This is a genomic window from Streptomyces lydicamycinicus, assembly GCF_000829715.2.
Lineage (GTDB): Bacteria > Actinomycetota > Actinomycetes > Streptomycetales > Streptomycetaceae > Streptomyces > Streptomyces lydicamycinicus.
Genome location: NZ_BBNO01000004.1, coordinates 606254 through 630038 on the forward strand (window position 1 = coordinate 606254; position 23785 = coordinate 630038).

The window sequence follows — 23785 nt, forward strand, 5'->3', positions numbered from 1 at the left end:
GTCCTCAGACCTCCATGGACTCCGTGCCCATGCCCGCGGCCGTCGGCTCGCTGGTCAGCGGCAGCTCGGCGGCGATCGGAACCTCGCTGGTCAGTGGTGCGGCGTCGGCGAGCGGGGGCTCGCTGGTCAGCGGCGGCTCGACGAAGCTGTAGGAGCCGGAGCCGTCGAGGCCGGAATCGGGGTCGGACACCCCGTCGAAGAGATCGGGCTCCATCGTCGCACCTCCCGGTTTGGAGGACAGAGCGTCGAGGAGCAGTTGAGCGGATGCGGCCACGAGGGCCTCCCGTTCATCGGTAGTGGGACACGTGGGCCCTACCCACTCGACACGATCGCAGACGTATCTGCTCACGAAACGTGACCCACGTCTCATTATCCCCCACGCAGGCGATTTCACTGCGCCGGACACCGGCGGGCGCAGAGAACGCGGAGAAAGCGGGCCCTGCGACGAAAGTTCTGCGGACCGTCCAGCCCCGCGATCCCCCGTCGGCGGCACCCGGCGAAAGCCGTACGTATGCCCTCGTAGGGGACGCCGCCATGGCCTTATTGACACCCTCACCGCCACAATGGTGGGCTCACGGCCGAAGGTCTGTCCGAACGGGCATCGGCGGGGAAATGGGGCGCCGGTGCGGACCGGCGAGTGATGGACGGGGACGAGGAGCAGCCGTGCGAGGCCGGGGCGTATGGAGCGGCGGAAAGATCGGTAGGGGCGGCAAGGGGAGCGGCGCGGGCGCCCGCGCGCGGGTGGCGGGGACCACCGCCCTGGCCGCTGCCGTCATCGGGGGGCTGCTCGGCGGGGCGCCCGGCGCCCAGGCCGCGCCCGCGGACCCCGCCATCGGCACGCCCGACCAGCCGGACCGCCCGGCCGGCGCGGGGCGCACACCCGCGGTCTGGCCGCGCCCCCAGTCGATGCGGGATCTCGGCGCCCCGGTGCCCCTCACCGGCGAAGCGGCGCTGGTGGCGGCGCCGGACACCGACCCCTACGCCCTGGACGTGCTGCGCGGGCTGCTGCGCGACGCCGGGGTGCGCACCGTGCGGACCCTGGCGCCCGGCGACCGGCTGCCCGCGGCCGGGCCGGTGATCCGGGCCGGCGGCGAGCAGGCCGCGGACGCGCTGCGGGCGCTGCGGGCGCCGGCCCGCGGGGACCTGCCCTCCGGCGGCTACCGGCTGGCCGTGGGCCAGGTCGCGGGCCGGGACACGGTCGCCCTGGACGGCGTCGGCCCGGACGGCCTCTTCCACGCCGCACAGACGCTGCGGCAGCTGGTCACGGAGGGTACGGACGGGCGGCGGCAGCTGGCCTCGGTCGCCGTACGGGACTGGCCCGGTACGGCCGTGCGCGGCACCACCGAGGGGTTCTTCGGGCAGCCGTGGAGCCGGCCGCAGCGGCTGGCCCAGCTGGACTTCATGGGGCGCACCAAGCAGAACCACTATCTGTACGCGCCCGGCGACGACCCGTACCGCCAGGCCCGGTGGCGCGAGCCCTACCCGGCCGCGCAGCGCGACGACTTCCGGGCGCTGGCCGAGCGGGCCCGCGCCAACCACGTCACGCTGGGCTGGGCCCTCGCGCCCGGCCAGGCGCTGTGCTACTCGTCCGAGGAGGACCTGCGGGCGCTGCGGCGCAAGGTGGACGCGATGTGGGCGCTGGGCGTGCGCTCCTTCCAGCTCCAGTTCCAGGACGTCAGTTACAGCGAATGGCACTGCGACGCCGACGAGGACACCTTCGGCTCCGGCCCGCGGGCCGCGGCCACCGCGCAGGCCAAGATCGCCAACGCGCTCGCCGCGCACCTGGCGGAGCGGCACCCGGAGGCCGGGCCGCTGTCGCTGATGCCGACCGAGTACTACCAGGACGGTTCGACGACGTACCGCAGCGCGCTCTCCGACGCGCTCGGCGACGGGGTGGAGGTGGCCTGGACCGGTATCGGGGTGGTCCCGCGCACCATCACCGGCGGGGAGCTGTCCACCGCCCGCCAGGCGTTCGGCCACCCGCTGGTGACCATGGACAACTACCCGGTCAACGACTACGCCCAGGACCGGATCTTCCTCGGCCCCTACCGGGGCCGTGAGCCGGCCGTCGCCACCGGCTCCTCGGCGCTGCTCGCCAACGCCATGGAGCAGCCGCTCGCCTCCCGTATCCCGCTGTTCACGGCCGCCGACTATGCCTGGAACCCCCGCGACTACCGCCCGGCGGAGTCCTGGGAGGCGGCCGTCGACGATCTGGCGGGCGGTGATCCGCGGGCCCGGGCCGCGCTGCGGGCGCTGGCCGGCAACGACTCCTCCTCGGTGCTGGACCGGACCGAGTCGCGGTATCTGCGGGTGCTGATCGACCGCTTCTGGGCGGCCCGCGAGGCGGCGACCAACCACGGCCGGCCCGGCCAGGACGCGGACCTCGCCAAGGCGGCCCGCAAGCTGCGGAGCGCGTTCCGGACCATGAGCAGCGCACCCGACCACCTGAACCCGGATCTGGCCGCCGAGATCGGCCCCTGGGCCCAGCAACTGGCCCGCTACGGCACCGCCGGCGCGCACGCCGTGGACACGCTGATGGCGCAGGCCCATGACGACGGCGGCACCGCCTGGTCCGCCCAGCGCACGGCGCAGCAGCTGCGCAAGGAGATCGCGCGCAGCCCGGCGACGGTCGGCAAGGGGGTGCTCGCACCGTTCCTGGAGCGGGCGATGACCGAGGCCGACGCCTGGACCGGCGCCCGCCACGAGACCCCCGAGCCCGACGAGGACACCGGCCCGAGGTCCCTGACCGTCCCCTTCGAGCGGGCCCGCCGGCTGGCCGCGGTCACCGCCCTGACCGAGCCGGGCGCCGCCGCGCGCGCCGTGTCCCTGGAGGCGCACGTCCCCGGCGAGGGCTGGCGCCGTCTGGGCCGGCTCTCCGCCACCGGCTGGACGGAGTCGCACACCCCGCGGCTGCGTGCCGACGCGGTACGGCTGACCTGGGCGAACGGCACGGAAGCGCCGTCCGTCAAGGCGCTCACCCCCTGGTTCGCCGACACCGAGCGGGCCGGGCTCGAACTGTCCCGCAAGGAGGCGGACGCCCAGCCCGGCGACAGCACCACGGTGGACGCCCGGATCTACTCCCGCCGCCCCGCCGACGTTCACGAGAAGCTGACGGTCAAAGCGCCCAAGGGCTTCACCGTGCACGCCCCCGACGAGGTCACCGCACCACGCGGCGGCACCGCCACGGTCCGCATCACGGTCGACGTCCCCGAGGACGCCCCCTCCGGGACGTACGAGATCCCGGTGGACTTCGGCGGCGCGCAGCAGACGCTGACGGTGCGGACCTATCCGCGCACCGGCGGCAAGGACCTGGCGCGCGGCACCGTCGCCACCTCCTCCGGGGACGAGACGCCCGACTTCCCGGCGTCCGCGGCCACCGACGGCGATCCGGGGACCCGCTGGTCGTCCACCGCCGAGGACGGTGCCTGGCTCCAGTTCGCGCTGGCCCACCCGACCCGCCTCGGCCGGCTCGTCCTGCACTGGCAGGACGCCTACGCCGCCGGCTACCGCGTCCAGGTCTCCCCCGACGGCCGCACCTGGCGCACGGCGGCCACGGTCCGGGACGGCAAGGGCGGCCGGGAGTCCGTCCGGATGGATGCCAAGGACGCCCGGTTCGTCCGCATCCAGGGCGACAAGCGGGCCACCCGCTTCGGCTACTCGCTGTGGTCGGTGGAGGCGTACGCGGTGCAGGAGCCGCACGGCAAGGACGCGCGAGGCAAGGACGCGCACTGAACGCGTCCGGGGGCCGTGGGGAGCCGCGCACACGGCGCTGCCCCCACGGCCCCCGGACGGAAAATCCCGGACCTCAAGCCGATACGGCGTCGATCCGGGCCAGGGCGTCATCCGCGCCGTACGGCTGCAAATACGGCAGCCAGCGCGGGTCACGATGGCCCGTACCGATGATCCGCCATGCCAGTCCTGACGGCGGGGCGGGCTGGTGCCGGAGCCGCCAGCCGATCTCGGCGACATGGCGGTCGGCCTTGACGTGATTGCAGCGCCGGCAGGCGGCGACGACGTTCTCCCAGGTGTGCTGACCTCCGCGGCTGCGCGGGATGACGTGGTCGACGCTGGTTGCGACGCCACCGCAGTACATACAGCGCCCGCCGTCACGGGCGAACAGCGCCCGGCGGGTCAGGGGCACGGGGCCCCGAAAGGGCACCCGCACGAACCGCTTCAAGCGGACCACGCTCGGAGCAGGGACGACGCGGGTCGCACTGTGCATCAGGGCGCCGGACTCCTCGAGGCTGACAGCCTTCTCATTGAGGACGAGGATGAGCGCGCGGCGGAGCGGTACGACGCCGAGCGGCTCGTACGACGCGTTGAGGACCAGGACATGCGGCACGGGTGCCTCCTTGTACGCCGGCGGCGCGTGGCTCGCGCCGGGACGATCTCCCCACAGTGTCCCCCGCTGCCTGGTCGGAGCGCCACCATGACCGAGTAACGGCCCGGAGGTGTTTTCCACCACACCCTCGCGCCGCTGTCCGGATCCCGCTCTTTCCGGCCCGCGCAAAACCTGCCCGTTCGAACAAGAGCGCGGAGCGTTCTCATTGCCCCGTTAGTGTGGTTGGTCTGCCCGGTCCCTGGGGTCCCACCGAGGCCCGGGTCTGCTGTCCCACACGGAAGGTTCGACTGTGTTCTGGTCCGCTTCGCCGGCCGCTGCCGCGCACCTGAGCGCCGCCACACCCGGCTCCTCCGGCCCGACTTCGCTCGACGACGCCACGGAGAAGGCCACCAACGCCGCCGGCTGGGTGCAGGAGAACTGGGGGACGTGGCTCACGTCCGGCCTGCAAATCGTGCTGATTCTGGTGATCGCGGTGGTGCTGCGGCATGTGATTCGCCGCACCATCACCAAGTTCATCGAGCGGATGAACCGCACCGCGGCCGCCGCCCAGGGCACCGCGCTGGGCGGACTGCTCGTCAACGCCGAGAGACGCCGGCAGCGCTCCGAGGCCATCGGCTCGGTACTGCGCAGCGTCGCCTCCTTTGTGATCATGGGCACGGCCGCCCTGACGGTGCTCTCCGTCCTGAAGATCAACCTGGCGCCGCTGCTGGCGAGCGCCGGTGTCGCCGGTGTCGCCATCGGTTTCGGCGCCCGCAACCTCGTCACCGACTTCCTCTCCGGCGTCTTCATGATCCTGGAGGACCAGTACGGCGTCGGCGACGAGATCGACGCCGGGGTCGCCACCGGCACGGTCATCGAGGTCGGCCTGCGCGTCACCAAGCTGCGCGGCCCCAACGGCGCGATCTGGTACATCCGCAACGGCGAGGTCAAGCGGATCGGCAACCTCAGCCAGGGCTGGTCCACGGCCGCCGTCGACGTGGTGATCGCCGCCGACCAGGATCTCCAGCGCGCCCGCGACACCATCACCACCGCCGGTGAGGAGATGTCGAAGTCCGAGCCCTGGAACGAGCAGCTGTGGGAGCCGGTGCAGGTGCTCGGCCTGAGCGAGGTGCACCTGGACACGGTCACCATCAGCGTCGCGGCCAAGACCATGCCCGGCAAGGCCCTCGGCGTGGAGCGCGAACTGCGCTGGCGCATCAAGCACGCCCTGGACGCGGCGGGCGTCGACCTCGCCCCGCGCCCGCTCCCCGAGGACGAGGAAGCGGAGGCCACCGACCCCGCCGCCGGCATGGCCGCCCCCTCGGCCCTCAACAACCCGCTGTCCCCCCAGTCCCTGGCGACGAACCCGATCGCGTCGCCGTCCAAGCTGGGGAAGTAGCCGGTCGCGGAGTGGCGACCGCCTGAGGGCTCCTGCGAGAGGCGGAGGGGCGTACCGACGAGTTCGTTGGTACGCCCCTCCGCCGTTTGTTGTCCGGGGGATACGGCATTTTGTTGTCCGGGGGATCCGGGGGGGGAGGGGCCGTTTGTTTTCCGGAGCGAGCGGGCCCCTTGTTGTCCGGAGGGGCTGGGCCGCGGGCGGTTCTGGTGGGCGCCGGGCTGTCCGCGGTGCGGGTGGGCGGGCTGACGGGGTCGGCCCGCCGTATGTGTCGGCGCAGGCCGCCCCGGCCCTTGAGTTGCTGCCCCGCTCGGCCCATTGACGCTTCGACGGGCCGCGGCCTACCTTCCTGTCGGACCGATAGGAAGGTTTCTTAACAGAGGCTGCGGTCGCTCTTCCCGGCCGCCGGTGAACGGGGTGAGGTCATGTCCGGTGGGCAGTCGGGGCCGCGGATCCCCGGGACGCCGCGGGTGCTGCGGGCCATGAACGACCGGGCCGCGCTCGATCTGCTGGTGTCGCAGGGCCCGTTGACCCGTACCCGGATCGGGGAGCTGACCGGGCTGTCGAAGCCCACCGCCTCGCAGCTGCTGGCCCGGCTGGAGGCCGCGGGGCTGGTGCGGACCACCGGCAACGAGACCGGGCGGCCGGGCCCCGGTGCGCAGCTGTACGCGATCAACCCGGCGGCGGCGCACGTAGCCGCACTGGCCGTCGATCAGCTGGGAGTCACCGCCGCGGTCGCCGACATCACCGGGCAGGTGCTCGGCGAGGCACGGGCCGGCCTCGGCGAGGCACAGGCCGGCAGCGACGCGATCACAGGCGACGCGCCGGACCGGACCGCGCAGCTGGTCGCGCGGGCCGTCGACGGGGCGCTGGCCAGGGCCGGGCTGGAGCGCCGGCGGCTGCACGGGGCGGTCATCGGCACGCCCGGCGCACTGGACCCGCGGACCGGCCGGCTGCGCTACGCACCCCACCTGCCGGACTGGCACGCGCGGGCCCTGAAGGAGGAGTTGGCCGAGGCGCTGGGTATGCCGGTCACGCTCGAAAATGATGTGAATCTTGCGGCGGTCGCCGAACGGCACGACGGGGCCGCCCAGGGCTTCGACGACTTCGTACTGGTGTGGGCCGACAAGGGAGTGGGCGCCGCCCTCGTGCTGGGCGGGCGACTGCTGCGCGGCGCCACCGGCGGCGCGGGCGAGATCGGCTATATGCCGCTGCCCGGCGCCCCGCCGGCCCGGGGCGGCACCCGCGACGCCGCCCGGCCGGACGCGGGCGGCGGCTTCCAGCGGCTGATCGGCGCACCGAGCGTCATCGAACTGGGCCAGGAGTACGGGTCCTGCGACGTCCGTACGGTCACCGAAGCACTGGCGCTCGACACGGTGCGTGCCGAGGTCGCGCGGCGGCTGGCGACCGGCCTGGCCGCCGTGGTGGCGGTCGTCGACCCCCAACTCATCGTGCTCTCCGGCGAGGTGGCCCGGGCCGGTGGCGAGGCCCTGTGCGCCCTGGTCGAGGAGGAATTCACCGGGCTCGCACTGCCCTGCCCCGCCCTGCGCCTCAGCCACCTGGACGACAATCCGATCCTCCTCGGCGCCCTGCGGACCGCACTCGCCGCGGCGCGCGACGCGGTGTTCGACACGGGCTGACGGCCTGGCCGGGTCCGCGTCCGTTGGCTGGGCCGGCCTCGCGCCTCGACGACCGCCGGCCTGGACGGCGAGTGCTCACCGGCCCCCGAACGCCGAGTACTCGCCGCCCACGGCCGACCGCCGATCGCCCGCCGCCGACCCGACCACCGGCCGACCGCCGACCGCGTGAGGAGAGCCCGCGACGCCTCCCCGACTCCCGCCGCCGTGAAGGAAGTCCGCCATGCCGCTCGTCCGGAGACTCATCCGGCTTTCCGAGGCATCGACCGGCACCGCACCGCTCGTTCCGCATGCCTTCGTCGAAGGCGCCACACTCACCGGAGTGAAGGGCTGATCTGTATGCCGTCTCCCCAGGAACGCACCCCGCACCCCCGTATCAAGCTCGCCGTGGTCGGCGGCGGCTCCACCTACACCCCCGAACTCATCGACGGTTTCGCGCGGTTGCGTGATCTGCTGCCGCTGGAGGAACTCGTCCTCATCGACCCGGATACGGAGCGGCTGGAGCTGGTGGGCGGACTGGCCCGGCGCATTTTCGCCAAACAGGGGCACCCGGGCCGGATCTCCTGGACCGGTGACCTCGACGCCGGTACCGACGGGGCCCACGCCGTCCTGCTGCAACTGCGCATCGGCGGCCAGGCCGCCCGCAACCAGGACGAGACCTGGCCGCTGGAGTGCGGCTGCGTCGGCCAGGAGACCACCGGCGCCGGCGGCCTCGCCAAGGCGCTGCGCACCGTCCCCGTCGTCCTCGACATCGCCGAACGGGTCCGCCGCCGCAACCCCGCGGCCTGGATCGTCGACTTCACCAACCCCGTCGGCATCGTCACCCGGGCCCTGCTCACCCACGGCCACCGGGCCGTCGGCCTGTGCAACGTCGCCATCGGCTTCCAGCGCACCTTCGCCACCTTGCTGGGGGTCGCCCCCGACCAGGTCGAGCTGGAGCACATCGGCCTCAACCACCTCACCTGGGAACGGTCCGTACGCGTCGCGGGCGAAGATGTCCTCCCCGAGCTGCTGTCCGCACACGGCGATGCCCTGGCCGCCAAACTACGGATGCCCCGCGTCCTCCTGGAACACCTCGGCGCCATCCCCTCCTACTATCTGCGCTACTACTACCAACACGACGCGGTGGTAAGAGAGTTGCGCGGCAAACCGTCCCGCGCCGCGGAGGTCGCCGCCATCGAACGGGAGCTGCTCACCCTGTACGGCGATCCGGCGCTCGACGAGAAACCGGAACTGCTGTCCCGGCGCGGCGGCGCCTACTACTCGGAAGCCGCGGTGGCACTGACCTCGTCGCTGCTGCGCGACACCGGCGACACCCAGATCGTCAACACCCGCAACGACGGCACCCTCCCCTTCCTCCCCGACGACGCGGTGATCGAGGCCCCCGCGACCGTGCACGCGACGGGCGCCGCGCCCCTCCCCGTGCGCCCCCTGGAACCGCAGTACGCCGGACTGATCGCCCACGTCACCGCCTACGAGCAGCTCGCCCTGGAAGCAGCCCTGTTGAGCGGCACCGGCCGCAACACCGGCCGCGCCGAGGGACGCCGAGCCGTCTACTCCGCCCTCCTCGCCCACCCCCTCATCGGCCAGCTCGACCACGCGGACCAGCTCACCGACGAACTGATCGCGCACAACCGGGAGCACCTGCCATGGGCCTGACCGGCACGGCGCTCGCCATCGACGCCGGCAACAGCAAGACCGATGTGGCGCTGGTCGCCACGGACGGCAGCATCCTCGCAACGGCCCGCGGCGGCGGCTTCCGGCCGCCAGCGGTGGGCGTCGAACGGGCGGTCGACGTGCTGGCGCCGCTGGTGGCTTCTGTACTGGCAGAGGCCGGGGTGGTGGGGGTGGCGGGGCCCGTCGGAGCGGCTGAACGGGCCGAGTCGCTTGCAGCGGCTGGAGGGGCCGGGCTCGTTGCAGTGGCCGGAGGGGCGGGGCCCGTCGGAACCGCCGGAGGGGCGGTGCCCGTCGGAACGGCTGGAGCGGTCGGGACGGTGGGGCCCGCCGAAGCCGCTGGAGTGGTTGGGCCCGTCGACCGTCTCTCGGCCTTTCTCGCCAACGCCGACCTCCCCATCGAAGAGGCCCGGCTGACCGCCGAGATCGCGCGCCGGGGGTGGGCGGGAACGGTGACCGTCCGCAATGACACCTTCGCCCTGCTGCGGGCCGGACTGCCGGACGACGGGGAACGGGTGGGCGTCGCCGTCGTCTGCGGGGCCGGCATCAACTGCGTCGGCGTCGGACGCGACGGAGCCACCGCGCGCTTCCCCTCCATCGGAAAGATCTCCGGTGACTGGGGCGGCGGTGCGCACCTCGCCGACGAGGCACTGTGGTGCGCGGCCCGCGCTGAGGACGGCCGTGGCGCACCGACCGAGCTGGCCCGCGCACTGCCTGCCCACTTCGGCCTGACCACCATGCGGGAACTGATCGAGGCACTCCACCTGCACGAGATCCCCGGCCACCGCCGCCACGAACTCCCCCCGGTCCTCTTCGCCGTCGCCACCGCCGGCGACCGCCTCGCCCGCACCCTCGTGACCCGCCAGGCGGAGGAGATCGCCCTACTGGCCCGCGTCGCCCTGGACCGCCTCGGCCTCCTCGACGAACCCACCCCCGTCATCCTCGGCGGCGGCGTCCTGACCGCCCGCCACCCCCTCCTCCACAACCACCTCACCCAACTCCTCACACAGCACGCCCCCCAGGCCCTCCCCCACGTGGTGACCGCCCCACCCGTACTGGGCGCCGCCCTCGACACCTTGGACCGAGCAGGAGCGGGGCCGGGGGCCTATGAGCGGGTCAGGGGGGCTTGGGGGTAGGGAGTGCGGGGTTGGTGGACCTTGGGGTAGGGAGTGCGGGTTGGGGAGGGGGGCGGGCGTTGAGGCTCGGGCGTTGAGACCGCTCCCCTTGGGGGCCTCCCCCTCCCCCACCCCTCCCCAGCCCCCGCCTCCACCTCACCCCACCCGCACGCTGTCCCCCCGCCAAGTCTCCGCGCGCTCCCCGGGGGCAAGCACGAGGTCCCGACCCAGGCCGCGCCCCGACGCAGGACCGCCGTGGCCCAGCGCAGGGGCCTGGCCCAGCGCAGATGCCTGGCCCGATGCGGGGGCCCGTCCCAGCCCAGGAGCCCGGCTCGATGCCGGGGCCTGCCCCGCCGCAGCGGCCGCACCCGACGCAGGCGCGTCCTGGTTCACGATCAGAGGCGGATCATGGTGATCACGACCGTGATCACGACCGCGACCGCGCCCCTCATCCCGACCGCACCCCTCATCCCGACCGCGCTCCGTAACCACGGTGACGTACTGATCCGTGTCGTTGACGATGAGCGTGGCAGAGCCATCCAGGCGGTGAGTGAGGGGATAGCTGCCCTGAGGGTCGACGTATGTGGTGCCTCCGATGGTCAGAAAGCCCCTGGCCAAAGGAGAGTTGTCCGAGGTGGCGCCACCGCCGGTGGTGGTGGCGGCGCGGCCGCCGAGGAGCCTTTTCACGCGTCGCATGGCGCTACCTCCGGATGTGTCGGGCACGGGTGAACCCGTGCCGGTCGCTGAGCGAGGATCAACCTTCGTCACTCAGCGTAGCCAGAGGTGGGTGAGCGGCGCAGCGGCGCGTGGGAGTGAACCGGGGGGCGCGACGAGGTGGTGCGCACGCCGCTGTCGGGGACGCGCAGTCAGTGGCCGGGGTCAGTCGTCCAGTGGGAGGGCGAGGTCCCGTACGTGGCCGGCGAGGAGGAGGACGGCGGCGTCCACGGCGGCCTGTGGGTCCTGGGCGCGGATGGCCTCGGCCAGGCGGGAGTGCGGGTCGGCGGGGGCCGCGGTGGCGGTGTCCAGGCAGGCGGCGCGGCGGAGTTCCTCGCGCAGGGCGGCGCTGAGGGAGCGGTAGATGTCGGCGAGGACGGGGTTGTCGCTCGCCTCGGCGACCAGGACGTGGAACTCGGCGTCGGCGGCGGTGAACGCCTCGCTGTCGTGCGCGGCGAGGGCGGCCTTGCGGCGGGCCAGTGCGGCTTCGATGCCGGCGAGTTGGGCGTCCGTACGGTGTTTGGCGGCCTGGCGGGCGGCGACCACGTCGAGGCCCTGGCGGACCTGGGTGACATGGCTGAGTTCGGCGCGTTCGAGGCGGCGGCGGAGGGCGACCGCGCTGTCGTCGTCGGAGATCACGAACGTACCGTCGCCCTGCCGGGGCTCCAGGAGGCCGGCGTGCACCAGCGAGCGGACGGCCTCGCGGACCGAGGCGCGGCTGACGCCAAGGGTTTCGGAGAGCGCGCTTTCGGGCGGGATGCGGCTGCCCACCGGCCAGGTGCCGTTCACGATCTGGCCGCGGATCTCGTCGGTCGCGGTCTCCACGAGCGACACCCTGCCCTTGCGGACCGACTGCACGAGATCACTCCCCCTTCGGCGCGACACCCGGGGTCCGGTAACACCTGATGTCTGATGACTCTCCCGCCCACTGTAATGCGGGGCGCGCGGTGGTGCGGCGGGCCCGTTCACGGATCGCGATCCGAACAAGATCGGGGCATTAGCGGTGTGGGTGTCAGCGGCTACGGACATACTGCTGCCCGTGCACCAGTCCTTTTCGTGAGCGCTCCCGGGCGCTGTGCGCGGGGGCCGGTCCCGCCGTCAGCGCCCCAGGGGGAGGTTCAGGTTCCGTGTCGACCAGCAGCGTGTCACCGCCCGCCGCGGGGCGCCGGACGGCCTGGGCAGAGGGGCTGGACGAGCTGCGTGCCGCGGCGACGACCGAGCCGGGCCGGCTGCGGGTGATCGGGGCCGTACTGGCCCTGCTGGTGGTGCTGTTCGGTGCGGTCACGGCCTGGCAGGCGGCGGACCGGGCGGCGGCCGCGGAGGATGTGGTGGAGCACAGTCAGCCGCTGACCGCGGACGCGGCGAGTCTCTACCGTTCGCTGGCGGATGCCGACACGACGGCCGCGGCGGGCTTCCTGGCCGGTGGCGAGGAGAGCCGGGCGACGCGTGACCGGTATGCCGCCGATATCAGGACGGCGTCCGCGCTGCTGGTCAAGGCGTCGGCGAACAGCGCGGGTTCGGGCGGGGCGGGCGCGCAGATCGCGAAGCTCAACGGCGGGCTGCCGCGCTATACGGGGCTGGTGGAGACGGCACGGGCCAACAACAGGCAGGGGCTGCCGCTGGGCGGTGCGTATCTGCGCTATGCCCATGAGCAGATGCGGACGGAACTTCTCCCGGCGGCGCGGGCGTTGTACGACGCGGAGACGGACCGGCTGGCCGGGGACTACGCCACGGCCAAGGCGTGGCCGTGGTGGGCCCTGGCGGCCGGGGTGGTGGCGCTCGGTGCGCTGGGGTGGGCGCAGCGGCGGCATTACCGGCGGACCAACCGGGTGTTCAACCGGGGCCTGTTGGCCGCGACGGCCGCGTCCTTGGTGGTGTTGGGGTGGCTGGTGGCGGGGCATACGGTGGCGCGTGGGGAGCTGACGGGGTCGTATGAGCACGGTGCGCGCTCGTTGCGGGTGCTCAACGAGGCGCGGATCGCGGCACTGCGGGCGCGGGGGGACGAGAATCTGACGCTGGTGGCGCGGGGTGCGGTGCTGACGGACGGCCGGCAGGATTTCTACGACGCCGGTTTCCGCGCGGGGATGACGGAGCTGGTGGGTGCGGGGGACCACGGTGCGGCGGCGGCGCGGAGCAGGCTGGGGGCGGCGCTGGCGCTGGCGGACGACGAGGCGGGGCGGCGTCCGGTGCGGGTGGCGCTGACGCAGGTCCGGCAGTGGCAGGCGCGTCACGCGCAGGCGCGGGCGGCGGACGAGGGCGGTGACTACGACCGGGCGCTGGCCAAGGTGATCGGCGCGGAGGGGTCCACCGGGGAGTCCTTCGACCGGGCGGCCGCCGGGCTGGAGCGGGCGCTGGTCCATGAGCAGGCGGAGTTCCGGTCGGCGGCGGACGGGGGGCGTGCGGCGCTGCGCGGGCTGCCGGTGGGGGCCGGGGTGCTGGCGGGGCTCGGGGCGCTGGGCGCGGTGCTGGGGATCGGGCGCAGGCTGGCGGAGTACCGGTGAGGGAGCCGGGTGAGGGGGACATGGGGATGCGCGCGCGAGGGCTGCTGAATCTGCGTGCCGTCCTGGCGCCGGTCGCAGCGGGGATGTGTGTGATGGCGACGGCCGCGGCGGTGCTGGTGCCGGCGCTGGGCGGGGACGCCGGGGAGGCCGGGCGCGGCCGTGGTGGTGCGGCGGCGCCGGCGGTGACGCACCGGGCGTACGGGCCGGGGGCCGGGCCGGCGGTCGCGGAGTGCACGGCGCAGAACGCCGCGGAGAGTCTGCGGCCGTCGCCGGAGGACGGTCCGGCGGTGTCGCGGATCAAGGAGAAGGGCCAGTTGGTCGTCGGCGTCGACCAGAACACCTACCGGTGGGGGTACCGCGATCCGGTGACCGGTGAGCTGGCGGGCTTCGACATCGATCTGGCCCGGGCGGTCGCCGAGGACATCCTGGGCCCGCACCCCAAGGTGGTCTTCAAGGCGGTGCCGACCAGCCAGCGGATTCCGGCGCTCCAGAAGCGCACGGTCGACCTGGTGGTGCGGACGATGACGATCAACTGTGCGCGCAAGGAACAGGTGGCCTTCTCCACGGCGTATTTCCAGGGGGGACAGCAGGTGCTGGCCCCGAAGGCGTCGGAGATCGCGGCGTTCGACGATTCGCTGCGGGGCAAGCGGGTGTGCACGGCGGCGGGTTCGACGGGCGAGAGCGAGCTGGCGGCGCAGCGGCACGGTGCGAAGGTGCTGACGGTGCCCAATCAACTGGACTGTCTGGTGCGGCTTCAGCTGGGTGAGGCGGATGCGGTGGTCACGGACAATGCGCTGGCCGCGGCGCAGGCGGCGCAGGATCCGGCGGTGGAGCTGAAGGGCCGGCCGTTCACGGACGAGCCGTACGGCGTGGCGATGAACCAGGGCGACACGGATCTGGTGCGGCGGGTCAACAAGGTCCTGGACGACTACCGGGGCGACGGGGGCGCGGACAGCCCCTGGATGCGGGCGTACCGCAAGTGGCTTCAGGCCGATCTGCCGGGCATATCGGGGCCGCCGTCGCCGGAGTACAGCGACTGATCGCCCCAAGGAGCGGTGTGCGCGACCGATCGCCCCATGGAGCGGCCGGATGAGGTCACTATGGAGGTGCATACGGGAGGAGCAGACCGCAAAGCGGCTACGGGGTCGCCGCAACCGCCGTGCATCGTACGCGTATTGGAGAGGTGATCGATGGGGGTCCCTGGACCCTTCCCCGGCTCTCCGGGGAGGCCCGATGCCCCGGTGCCGGACCGGGAGGAGGTGGATCGCGCTCTGGAGCGGCTCGGTGCCGAGTACGAGGCGATCGAGACCTCGCTGCTCGCGTTGCAGGATCACGCGGGGCGCCGCCTGCTGGAGGGCGCCGAGCTGTCCGGTACCACCAAGGAACGCTGGGCCGCCGCGGAACGGTCGATCACGGTCCTGTGGTCGCTGTTCGACGCGTACACCGCCGCCCTGGAGTCGGCGCGTGAACTGCGCGAGCGGCGCCGCTGGCCGTCCGCGGAGGATCTGGCGGAGCTGATGGAGCTGCTGCACGGCGAGGGCGTGACGGTGCCGGGTGCGGCCGCGGCGGACGGTGCTCCGGAGGACGGCCCGGCCGACGAGCGGTTCAGCCTGGAGGGGCTCGTCGAGCGGATGAACGGGCTGTACGCACGGTCGCTGGACGTCATCGTGGCCGCCGACGCGGTCTGGTCGGCGCTGCCGGCCCGTATAGACCTGCTGTCGGCCGAGTTGCAGCGGACGCGTTCGCTGGCGCATTCGGTGGGGGTGCGGCCCGGGGAGCATCCGGCGGGGGACGATCTGGAGCGGATCACGGAGGAGCTGTTGCGGCTGCGGGAGCGGGTGATCGCGGATCCGCTGGCGTTCTGGGTGTCGTCGTCGACGGGGAGTTCGGCGCCGGGCGGAGGGCGGCCGGACACCGGGCGTTATGACCGTGCGGCCCGTGCGCTGGAGGACATCCGGCGGGAGGTGGCGGCGGTGCTGGACGTGCGGCAGGACGCGGAGCGGCGGCTGATGCAGCTGCGGGACGTGCTGTCGCGGGCGGACCGCACGCTGACCGAGGCGCGGCAGGCCCGGGGCGAGGTGCTGGCGAAGATCGCCGCGTCGGAGGTGCCCGCGGTCAGCGGCCCGTCGACGGCGCTGCACGAGCAGTTGGCGGCGGCGGCCGACTACCGCAGGCGGGCGCAGTGGCACCGGCTCTCACCGTTGCTGGACAGTCTGGAGGAGCGGGCGGAGGACGAACTCCACCGGGCCCGCGAATCGTTGACGGCGGTGACCGCGCCGCTGGCGGTGCGGGCCGAGCTGCGGGGCCGGCTGGACGCGTACCGGGCGAAGGTCGCGCGCCACGGCATGGCGGAGGATCCGCTGCTGACGGAGCGGTACGACCTCGCGCGCCGGATGCTGTGGAGCGCGCCGTGTGATCTGCGGGCGGCGGAGCAGGCGGTGTGGCGCTATCAGCAGGCGGCGGCGGAGGCGTTGGTGCCACAGCAGCCGGAGGGGCGGGGGGAGTCGTGACGGAGCGGGCCGGCGAGCGCTGCCAGCGGCGGGACTGCGCGGGCAGTTACGAGGATGTCGGCGGCGGGGAGCGCTACTGCGATCTGTGCGGTCTGGCGCCGGTGGTCTCGCCGGGCGGTCTGCTGTCGTCGTCGCCCACGGGCCTGACGGGCCGGGTGTCGACGGGCGGGACGGCCGCGCGGGAGGCGGCCGGGGCGTTGCTGACGGTCCCCTCCCCCGCGCCGGACGGCAGCGCGCCGTCCGGACGGGGTTCCGGGGGCAGTGCGCCGTCGGCCCGCCCGTCGGCGTCCCGGCGGTCGGTGTCCGGACGGCTCTCGCGTGCGGGCTCCGGGGGGCGGGTGCGCGGGGTCTCGGCGGTGTCGGGGCGCGGCTCGGGGCCCGGCCCGGGCAGCGGTGCGTCCTCCGGGCCGTCGCGCGGGCGGCTGGGCGCCGGGCTGGTGGCGGTGCCGGAGGTGCCGCGGCCCGATCCGCGGACGGCGGTGCTGGAGCGTCCGGAGGTCCCGGAGCGCAAGCGGTTCTGCAGCCGCGCGGACTGCGGGGCGCCGGTGGGCCGGACGCGCGGTGCGGAGGAGGGCCGTACGGAAGGGTTCTGCGCCAAGTGCGGCCATCCGTACAGCTTCGTGCCCAAGCTGCGGCCCGGTGACATGGTGCACGACCAGTACGAGGTCGTGGGCTGTCTGGCGCACGGCGGGCTCGGCTGGATCTATCTGGCGACGGACCATGCGGTCGCCGACCGGTGGGTGGTGCTCAAGGGGCTGCTGGACACCGGTGATGCGGAGGCGCTGGCGGTGGCGGTGTCCGAGCGGCGCTTCCTCGCCGAGATCGAGCACGCCAACATCGTGCGCATCTACAACTTCGTGGAGCATCTCGACCGGGCGACGGGCAGCCGCGACGGCTACATCGTCATGGAGTACGTCGGCGGCAAGTCGCTCAAGGACCTCGCCAACGAGCGGCGCACCCCGCTGGGCAGGCGCGATCCGCTGCCCGTCGAGCAGGCCTGCGCGTACGGCATCGAGGCGCTGGAGGCGCTCGGTCATCTGCACAGCCGGGGTTACCTCTACTGCGACTTCAAGGTCGACAACGCCATCCAGCAGCACGACCAGCTCAAGCTGATCGACATGGGCGCGGTGCGCAGGATGGACGACCACGTGAGCCCGATCTACGGCACGATCGGCTATCAGGCGCCGGAGATCGCCGCGCTGGGCCCGTCGGTCTCCTCCGATCTCTACACCGTCGCGCGCACCCTCGCCGTCCTCACCTTCGACTTCCAGGGATACACGAACATCTTCGCGGACTCCCTGCCCGATCCGGACCACATCGAGGTGTTCCGCACCTACGAGTCCTTCTACCGGCTGCTGGTGCGCGCCACGGACCCGGACCGGGCGCGCCGGTTCGCCTCAGCGGAGGAGATGGCCGAGCAGCTGACGGGGGTCCTGCGGGAGGTGGTGGCGCTCCAGTCGGGCGAGCCGCGTCCCGCGCCGTCGACCCTGTTCGGGGCCGAACTCCGGGTGATAGACACGGAGTTGATGCCCACGGCGGACGGTGACAGTTCACTGCTGGGCGCGCGGGGCGCGGCGCCGGCGCGCGCGGTGGAGGTGCCCGCCGGCGGGCCGCTGCTGCGCCCCCTGGACGTGGCCGGCGCGGCCCTCGCGCTGCCGGTGCCGCGGGTCGATCCGGGCGACGCCAACGCCGGGCTGCTGGCCGGGCTGCCGGCCGCCGGGCCCGCCGAACTGCTGGCCGCGCTGCGCGCCGCGCCCGACGACTCCCCAGAGCTCCGGCTGCGGGAGCTGCGCGCCCGTCTGGAGGCGGGGGACGGCGCGGCGGCACAAGAGGTGCTGGAGACCCTCGCGGCCGAGCCCGCCGGGCCGTGGCCCGCCGCGGGGCGGGGTGGGGCCGAACCGGCCACGTGGGGCGCGGACTGGCGGGTGGTGTGGCACCGCGGCCTGGTGGCGCTGACGACCGACGACCGCGAGAACGCCGCGCTGGCCTTCGACGCGGTCTACGACGCCTTTCCCGGGGAACCGGCGCCGAAGCTGGCGCTGGGCATCTGCGCCGAGCTGCTGGACCAGTTGGACAACGCGCTGGAGTACTACCGCCTGGTGTGGGCGACCGACCGCAGCTATGTCAGCGCCGCGTTCGGACTGGCCCGGGTGCGGCTGGCGACGGGCGACCGCGGCGGCGCGGTCGCGGCACTGGAGTCCGTGCCGGAGTCGTCCATCCACTACATCGCGGCGCGGGTCGCGGCCATCCGCGCCCGGCTGCGGCAGCGGCCGCCCCGCGATCCGCTGCTGGTGGATCTGCGGGCGGCCGCCGAACAGGTCGAGGCGCTCGGGGACTTCGGTCTGGACACCGAGCGGCGGGAACAACTCACCACCGAGGTACTGGGCAGCGCCCTGGACTGGGTAATCTCCGGTAGCCACGGTGCCGGGCCGGACCTCGCGGCGACCGCCGCCGAGCGGCCGGCGCTGCTCGGCAGCCCGCTGGAGGAGCGCGCTCTGCGCTTCGGCCTGGAGCGGTCGTACCGGCTGCTGGCACGGCTGGCACAGCGTGGTGAGAAAAGGATCGAACTGGTGGAACGGGCCAACCGCTTCCGCCCCAGGACGTGGGTGTGACATGGGTGTGACTGGGCCGTCCCGGTGTCCGGGCTGTGACGAACCGCTCGAGGCGGGGGACAATTTCTGCGGGCGGTGCGGCGCCGAACTTCTGGCGCCCGCCGCACAACCGGCGTACGGCGCTCCGCCCGCGCCCGGCGCGGCCGCCGTACCGCCCCCGCCGCCGATGCCTCCCGGGCCGCCGGCGCCCGCCCCGGCGGCGCGTACCGGTCCGGCCGGGCCGCCGCCTCCGGACCCGCAGGCCCGGCTGCCGTTCGGGGACACCGGCGTGCCGCCGATGCCGGGCCACCCGCCGGTGGCCGACACCCCGCCGCCCGCCGACCCGCGGGTCGCCGGATACGAGGCGGTCGCCGACGCGGCCGCCGCCGGGGCCGGGCATGCGACCGCTGCCGGGCCCGGCACGCCCTCCGGGGTGCCCGCCGCGGAGCCCGTGGCACCGGCCGCGGAACCCGGGACGCCCGCCGCGGCACCCGGTGTGCCCGCCCCCGAGCCGGTGGCGCCCGCCGCGTCAGAAGGCCCGCCCGGCACCGCCGTTGCCGCCGGGGCGCCCGCCCCGGGCACCGCCGTCTGCACCGCCTGCCGGTCCGGCGCCGTGGACGCCGAGGGCTACTGCACGCACTGCGGGCACGCCCGGCCGCGCGCCCGCGACCACATGGAATACGAGGTGGGAGGCATCGCGGCGGTCAGCGACCGGGGCCACCGGCACCACCGCAACGAGGACTTCTTCGCGCTCCGGGCCGCCGCGCTGCCGGACGGCACCCCCGCCGTGGTCGCCGTGGTCTGCGACGGGGTCTCCTCGGCGACCCGCCCCGACGAGGCGTCCACGGCGGCGTCCGAGGCCGCCGGGGAGGCGCTGCGGGAGTCCCTGCCGCGCGGTACGCACCCCGCGCAGGCCATGCACGACGCCATCCTGGCGGCCTCCTCGGCGGTCGACGCGCTCGCCACCGACCCGTCCCTGGCGCATGACGAGCACCGTCAGCAGAACGCCCCGGCCTGCACCTTCGTCGGAGCGGTGGTCGGCGGCGGCCTGCTGACCGTCGGCTGGGTCGGCGACAGCCGCGCCTACTGGATCCCCAACGACCGTACGGCGCCGCCCGCCCGGCTCACCGAGGACGACTCCTGGGCCGCCCAGATGGTCGCCAACAACCTGATGTCCGAGGCCGAGGCGAACGCCGATGAGCGGGCGCACGCCATCACCGGCTGGCTCGGCGCGGACGCGTACGAGGTCGAGCCGCACACCGCGACGTTCAAGCCGGACGGGCCCGGTGTCGTGGTGGTGTGCACCGACGGGCTGTGGAACTACGCCGAGAGCGCGGAGCAGATGGCCGCGGTGCTGCCGTACGACGCCCCCGCCAGGCCGCTGAACGGTGCCCGCACCCTGGTCACCCACGCCCTCGACGGCGGCGGGCACGACAACGTCACCGTTGCCCTGGTGCCGTTCCCCGCACCGGCGGGGGAGCCGGCCCCGGCCTGACCGGCGCACCGCCGGCGAGCGGGGCGGGGGTGCGCGGCACGGCGCCCCCCGCCCGTATGCCGCCGCGCGTGCTGCGCCGTGTACGACGCACCACGTGTACCGACCGACCGGTTACGGCGTCTCAAGGAGCGGAACGGATGGCCAACTTCGCCAAGTCCCGGGTACCGCGTTTCTCCGCCGAGGTGTACCAGAACCCCTATCTCCCCGAGGGCGGGCGGGAGGTTCACGCCATCATTTCGGTCACCGCGACCGGCGGCGGCACGACCGGGGGCCGGCCGGTGCCGGCGGCGGGTACCGGCGGCCCGGCCGCCGGAGTGGTGATCATGGTGGACCGTTCCGGGTCGATGGACCATCCACCGGCGAAGCTGCGCGGCGCCCGGGAGGCGACGGCCGCCGCCCTGGACACCGTGCGCGACGGAGTCCGCTTCGCGGTGGTGGCCGGTAACCACCGGGCCGTCGAGGTCTACCCCGGCGGCGGCCGGCTGGCCGTGGCCGCGGCGGCCACCCGTGCGCAGGCGAAGGCGGCGCTGCGCGCCCTGACCGCGGGCGGCGGCACGGCCATCGGCAGCTGGCTGCGGCTGACCGGGCGGCTGCTGGCGTCCGCCGAGCTCGGCATCCGGCACGCCCTCCTGCTCACCGACGGCCGCAACGAGCACGAGTCACCGCGGGAGCTGCGGGCCGCCCTGGACGCCTGCTCCGGGGCGTTCACCTGCGACGCCCGCGGTGTGGGCACGGACTGGGAGGTCAAGGAGGTCACCGGCATCGCCTCGGCGCTGCTGGGCACCGCCGACATCGTCGCCGATCCTGCCGGGCTGGCCGCCGACTTCACGCGGATGATGGAGGCGGCGATGGGCAAGGAGATCGCCGACGTCGGGCTGCGGCTGTGGACGCCACTGGGCGCCGAGACCGTCTTCGTCCGGCAAGTGGCACCCACCGTGGCGGATTTGACCGGCCGGTGCCGGGAGTCCGGTCCGCGGTCGGCGGACTACCCGACCGGTTCCTGGGGCGACGAGTCCCGCGACTACCACCTCTGCCTCCGGGTACCGGCCGCCGGGATCGGCCGGGAAATGCTGGCCGGCCGGGTCTCGTTGATCACTTCCGCACCGGACGGCGACCCCGCGCGGCGCCCGCCGCAGCCCCTGTCACAGGGCCTCGTACGGGCCGTGTGGACGGACGATGTGGCCGCTGCCACGGCGATCCATCCGCAGGTGGCGCACTACACGGGCCAGGCGGAACTGGCCCAAGCCATTCAACAGGGGCTCGATGCCCGCAAGTCGGGCGATACCGACGGTGCCACGGCGAAACTGGGCCGCGCGGTACAACTGGCCGGTGCCTCGGGGAACGAGGGGACTGCGAAACTCCTTGCGAAGGTGGTGGACGTCGTCGATACGGCGACCGGTACTGTGCGACTGAAGGCGAAGGTCGCCGAGGCGGACGAGATGACTCTCGAAACGCGCTCGACGAAAACCGTTCGCATGAAGAAATAGCCACGAACAGTACCGAGCGGCACCACCGAAAGAAATCGGTACGGAGGGGGAAGAACCGACATGCCGACCTGCCCGAGCGGCCACCAGTCGGTGGCCGAAGACTGGTGCGAGGTGTGCGGCCAGCGGATGGCGGGCGCTGTCCCCCCGCCGCCCTCCCTGCCTGCCGGTTTCCTGAACACACCGCCGCCCGGCCAGCCCACCGGCCAGCCCGGACCGCCCCCGGGACAGCCCGGTCCGCCGCCGGGACAGCCCGGTCCGCCGCCCGGCGGCCCCGCTCCCGACTTCGGCGGCGGCCCCGGCCCCGGCTCCCAGGGCGGCCAGGGCGGCTATGGCTTCCCGCCGCCGCAGCCCGGCCCCCAGGGCGGCCCCGGTGCACCCGCTCCCGACTTCGGCGGCCCCGGTGCGCCCGGCCCCGGCACGCAGGGCGGCCAGGGCGGTTACGGCTTCCCGCCGCCGCAGCCCCAGCAGCCCCAGCCCCCGCAGCAGCAGGGCATGCCCGGCGGCCCCGGCCCGTCCGGTCAGCCGGAGACCTGCCCGCAGTGCGGTACGCCGCGTGAGGCGATGGCGCCGTTCTGTGAGGGCTGCCGCTACAACTTCCTCACCAACTCCCCGACGTCCTATGCCCCGCCCGGCCAGCAGCCGGGTCCGCCGCCCGGTGGTCCCGGTCCCGACTTCGGCGGCCCCGGCGGTCCCGGCACGCAGGGCGGCCAAGGTGGCCAGGGCGGCTATGGGTTCCCGCCGCCGCAGCCCGGCCCCCAGGGCGGCCCCGGCCCGCAGGGCGGCCAGGGCGGTTACGGCTTCCCGCCGCCCCAGCCCCAGCAGCCCCAGCCCCCGCAGCAGCAGGGCATGCCCGGCGGCCCCGGCCCCGGCGGTTTCCCGCCCGGTCCGCCCCCCGGCATGCCCGGCCCCGGCCCGCAGGGCGGCCCGCCGCCGCAGCAGGGCGGCGACGACTGGACGCTGAACCCGCCGAGCGCCCAGGCCGCTCCCCCGCCGATGGCGCCCGCGCCGCCCGGCCCGGGCCCGCAGGCCCCGTACGAGCAGCAGCCGCCCGCGCCGTTCCCGCCGCAGCAGCAGCCGGGACCGTACGAGCAGCAGCCCCCGTTCGAGCAGCAGCCCGGCCCCTATGAGCAGCAACAGCAGCAGCCGCCGTACGAGCAGCAGCCCGGCCCGTACGAGCAGCAGCAGATGCCGCCGCAGCAGCAGCCCGGACCGGACCAGCAGTGGAACGGCGGCCCCGGCCAGGGCCCCGCGGCACCGCCGCAGGGTCCGGCGCCGGTCGTCGGCGCCGGCTGGGTGGTGGCGGTCGCCCCGGACCGTGAGTACTTCATGGCGATGATGGGCCGCAGCGGCCCGGAGGCGGCGGGGCTCAACCTGCCCTCGTACTCCCCCGAGCAGGTGCTGCCGCTCGCCAACGGCCAGATCGCGGTCGGCCGCCGCCGCAACAGCACCGGCGAGTCCCCGGACATCGACCTGGGCAGCGCGCCGGAGGACCCGGGCGTCTCGCACCAGCACGCGCTGCTGGTACAGCAGCAGGACGGCAGCTGGGCAGTGGTGGACCAGAACTCCACCAACGGCACGACGATCAACCTCGCCGAGGACCCGATCCAGCCCTATGTGCCGGTGCCGCTCCATGAGGGCGACCGGGTGCATGTCGGTGCCTGGACGACGCTGACCGTCCGCCGCGGCTGAGCCACCACCGGTCGTGCGCGACCCCGGGGCGTGATCAACCGATCACGCCCCGGCGGCATTTCCGGCCGCGGCCTAGGACCGGACTCCTCCGCCGGGACGTCTGCCACCATGGACGGGTGAACAAGATTCCACGCGGCACGCTCGAGGAGCAGACCTTCTACGAACAGGTCGGAGGCGAGGAGACCTTCCGGCGCCTGGTGCACCGCTTCTACCAGGGAGTCGCCGAGGACCCGCTGCTGCGGCCGATGTACCCGGAGGAGGACCTGGGTCCGGCCGAGGAGCGGCTCGCGCTCTTCCTCATGCAGTACTGGGGCGGCCCCCGTACGTACAGCGACGGCCGCGGGCACCCCCGGCTGCGGATGCGGCACGCCCCGTTCACCGTCGACCGGGCCGCCCATGACGCCTGGCTGCGGCACATGCGGGACGCGGTGGACTCCCTCGGCCTGTCCGAGAAGCACGAGACCCAGCTGTGGAACTACCTCACCTACGCCGCCGCCTCGATGATCAACGCCGCGGACTGAGAAGCACCTCACACCGCACCGCACCGCGCCCGGCCTTCGCCGTCATGATCCGGCCAGGGTTGTCCACAGCCCCCTCCGCCCGAGCCGCTCCTCTGACACCATTCGTTCATCTGTGTGGTGCTGAGCGCGGTAAG

Annotated in this window: 16 protein-coding genes; 13 read left to right on the top strand and 3 right to left on the bottom strand. The window is 74.2% G+C overall.

Annotation, left to right across the window (positions count from 1 at the left end):
- Window positions 1-4: 4 nt before the first annotated feature.
- A complete protein-coding gene (locus tag TU31_RS15965; protein ID WP_042154838.1) occupies window positions 5-274 on the bottom strand; it encodes a hypothetical protein in 270 nt (89 codons plus the stop codon).
- Window positions 275-741: 467 nt separating this feature from the next.
- Between TU31_RS15965 and TU31_RS15970 the strand changes: the two genes are divergently transcribed.
- The gene (locus TU31_RS15970; protein ID WP_042154840.1) at window positions 742-3732 is read left to right on the top strand and encodes a glycoside hydrolase family 84 protein; all 2991 of its coding nucleotides are present in this window, start codon (window positions 742-744) and stop codon (window positions 3730-3732) included.
- A gap of 73 nt (window positions 3733-3805) precedes the next feature.
- Here the strand turns inward: TU31_RS15970 and TU31_RS15975 are convergent, their stop codons facing one another.
- Window positions 3806-4342, bottom strand: a complete 537-nt coding sequence (locus tag TU31_RS15975) for an HNH endonuclease (RefSeq protein ID WP_018538909.1) — start codon at window positions 4340-4342, stop codon at window positions 3806-3808.
- Window positions 4343-4631: 289 nt separating this feature from the next.
- Here TU31_RS15975 and TU31_RS15980 point away from each other — a divergent pair, with 289 nt between their 5' ends.
- The 4 genes from TU31_RS15980 (at window position 4632) to TU31_RS15995 (ending at window position 10164) form a co-directional block, all read left to right on the top strand.
- Window positions 4632-5720, top strand: coding sequence for a mechanosensitive ion channel family protein (locus TU31_RS15980; protein ID WP_181018610.1), 1089 nt, complete (start codon window positions 4632-4634; stop codon window positions 5718-5720).
- Between the two features lie 422 nt (window positions 5721-6142).
- The gene (locus TU31_RS15985; protein ID WP_370682737.1) at window positions 6143-7357 is read left to right on the top strand and encodes an ROK family transcriptional regulator; all 1215 of its coding nucleotides are present in this window, start codon (window positions 6143-6145) and stop codon (window positions 7355-7357) included.
- A 372-nt stretch (window positions 7358-7729) separates the two neighbouring features.
- The gene (locus TU31_RS15990) at window positions 7730-9013 is read left to right on the top strand and encodes a 6-phospho-beta-glucosidase (protein ID WP_042155511.1); all 1284 of its coding nucleotides are present in this window, start codon (window positions 7730-7732) and stop codon (window positions 9011-9013) included.
- A complete protein-coding gene (locus TU31_RS15995; protein WP_042154842.1) occupies window positions 9004-10164 on the top strand; it encodes an N-acetylglucosamine kinase in 1161 nt (386 codons plus the stop codon). Before TU31_RS15990 ends, TU31_RS15995 begins: the two co-directional genes overlap by 10 nt.
- An 858-nt stretch (window positions 10165-11022) precedes the next feature.
- Here the strand turns inward: TU31_RS15995 and TU31_RS16000 are convergent.
- Window positions 11023-11715 (bottom strand): FadR/GntR family transcriptional regulator, encoded by a 693-nt coding sequence (locus TU31_RS16000; protein WP_042154844.1) that lies wholly within the window; start codon window positions 11713-11715, stop codon window positions 11023-11025.
- Between the two features lie 269 nt (window positions 11716-11984).
- Between TU31_RS16000 and TU31_RS16005 the strand changes: the two genes are divergently transcribed.
- From TU31_RS16005 to TU31_RS16045, 8 genes are all read left to right on the top strand, one after another.
- The gene (locus TU31_RS16005) at window positions 11985-13358 is read left to right on the top strand and encodes a GlnX family signal transduction membrane protein (RefSeq protein ID WP_042154846.1); all 1374 of its coding nucleotides are present in this window, start codon (window positions 11985-11987) and stop codon (window positions 13356-13358) included.
- Between the two features lie 26 nt (window positions 13359-13384).
- On the top strand, window positions 13385-14398 hold the full coding sequence (locus TU31_RS16010; RefSeq protein ID WP_042155513.1) for a glutamate ABC transporter substrate-binding protein: 1014 nt from the start codon (window positions 13385-13387) through the stop codon (window positions 14396-14398).
- 150 nt (window positions 14399-14548) lie between these two features.
- Window positions 14549-15868, top strand: a complete 1320-nt coding sequence (locus TU31_RS16015) for a hypothetical protein (protein ID WP_042154848.1) — start codon at window positions 14549-14551, stop codon at window positions 15866-15868.
- On the top strand, window positions 15865-18480 hold the full coding sequence (locus TU31_RS16025) for a serine/threonine-protein kinase (RefSeq protein ID WP_078885801.1): 2616 nt from the start codon (window positions 15865-15867) through the stop codon (window positions 18478-18480). The genes TU31_RS16015 and TU31_RS16025 overlap by 4 nt, the downstream gene beginning before the upstream one ends.
- A gap of 277 nt (window positions 18481-18757) precedes the next feature.
- Complete coding sequence (locus TU31_RS16030; protein WP_423610934.1) at window positions 18758-19954, top strand: PP2C family protein-serine/threonine phosphatase; 1197 nt, start codon at window positions 18758-18760, stop codon at window positions 19952-19954.
- Between the two features lie 137 nt (window positions 19955-20091).
- A complete protein-coding gene (locus TU31_RS16035; protein WP_042154856.1) occupies window positions 20092-21441 on the top strand; it encodes a vWA domain-containing protein in 1350 nt (449 codons plus the stop codon).
- Window positions 21442-21501: 60 nt separating this feature from the next.
- Window positions 21502-23130 carry an FHA domain-containing protein gene (locus TU31_RS16040; protein ID WP_042154858.1) on the top strand — a complete coding sequence of 543 codons (1629 nt, stop codon included), beginning with the start codon at window positions 21502-21504 and terminating at the stop codon, window positions 23128-23130.
- Between the two features lie 116 nt (window positions 23131-23246).
- Window positions 23247-23651: a globin gene (locus TU31_RS16045; protein ID WP_042154860.1), complete on the top strand. Its 405-nt coding sequence runs from the start codon at window positions 23247-23249 to the stop codon at window positions 23649-23651.
- Window positions 23652-23785: the final 134 nt, after the last annotated feature.

Bases quoted from the DNA above. Each gene is read 5' to 3' on its own strand.
- TU31_RS15985 (WP_370682737.1), top strand. From the start codon at position 6,143: ATGTCCGGTGGGCAGTCGGGGCCGCGGATCCCCGGGACGCCGCGGGTG.
- TU31_RS15995 (WP_042154842.1), top strand. From the start codon at position 9,004: ATGGGCCTGACCGGCACGGCGCTCGCCATCGACGCCGGCAACAGCAAG.
- TU31_RS16010 (WP_042155513.1), top strand. From the start codon at position 13,385: ATGCGCGCGCGAGGGCTGCTGAATCTGCGTGCCGTCCTGGCGCCGGTC.
- TU31_RS16015 (WP_042154848.1), top strand. From the start codon at position 14,549: ATGGGGGTCCCTGGACCCTTCCCCGGCTCTCCGGGGAGGCCCGATGCC.
- TU31_RS16030 (WP_423610934.1), top strand. From the start codon at position 18,758: ATGCCGGGCCACCCGCCGGTGGCCGACACCCCGCCGCCCGCCGACCCG.
- TU31_RS16035 (WP_042154856.1), top strand. From the start codon at position 20,092: ATGGCCAACTTCGCCAAGTCCCGGGTACCGCGTTTCTCCGCCGAGGTG.
- TU31_RS16040 (WP_042154858.1), top strand. From the start codon at position 21,502: ATGCCGACCTGCCCGAGCGGCCACCAGTCGGTGGCCGAAGACTGGTGC.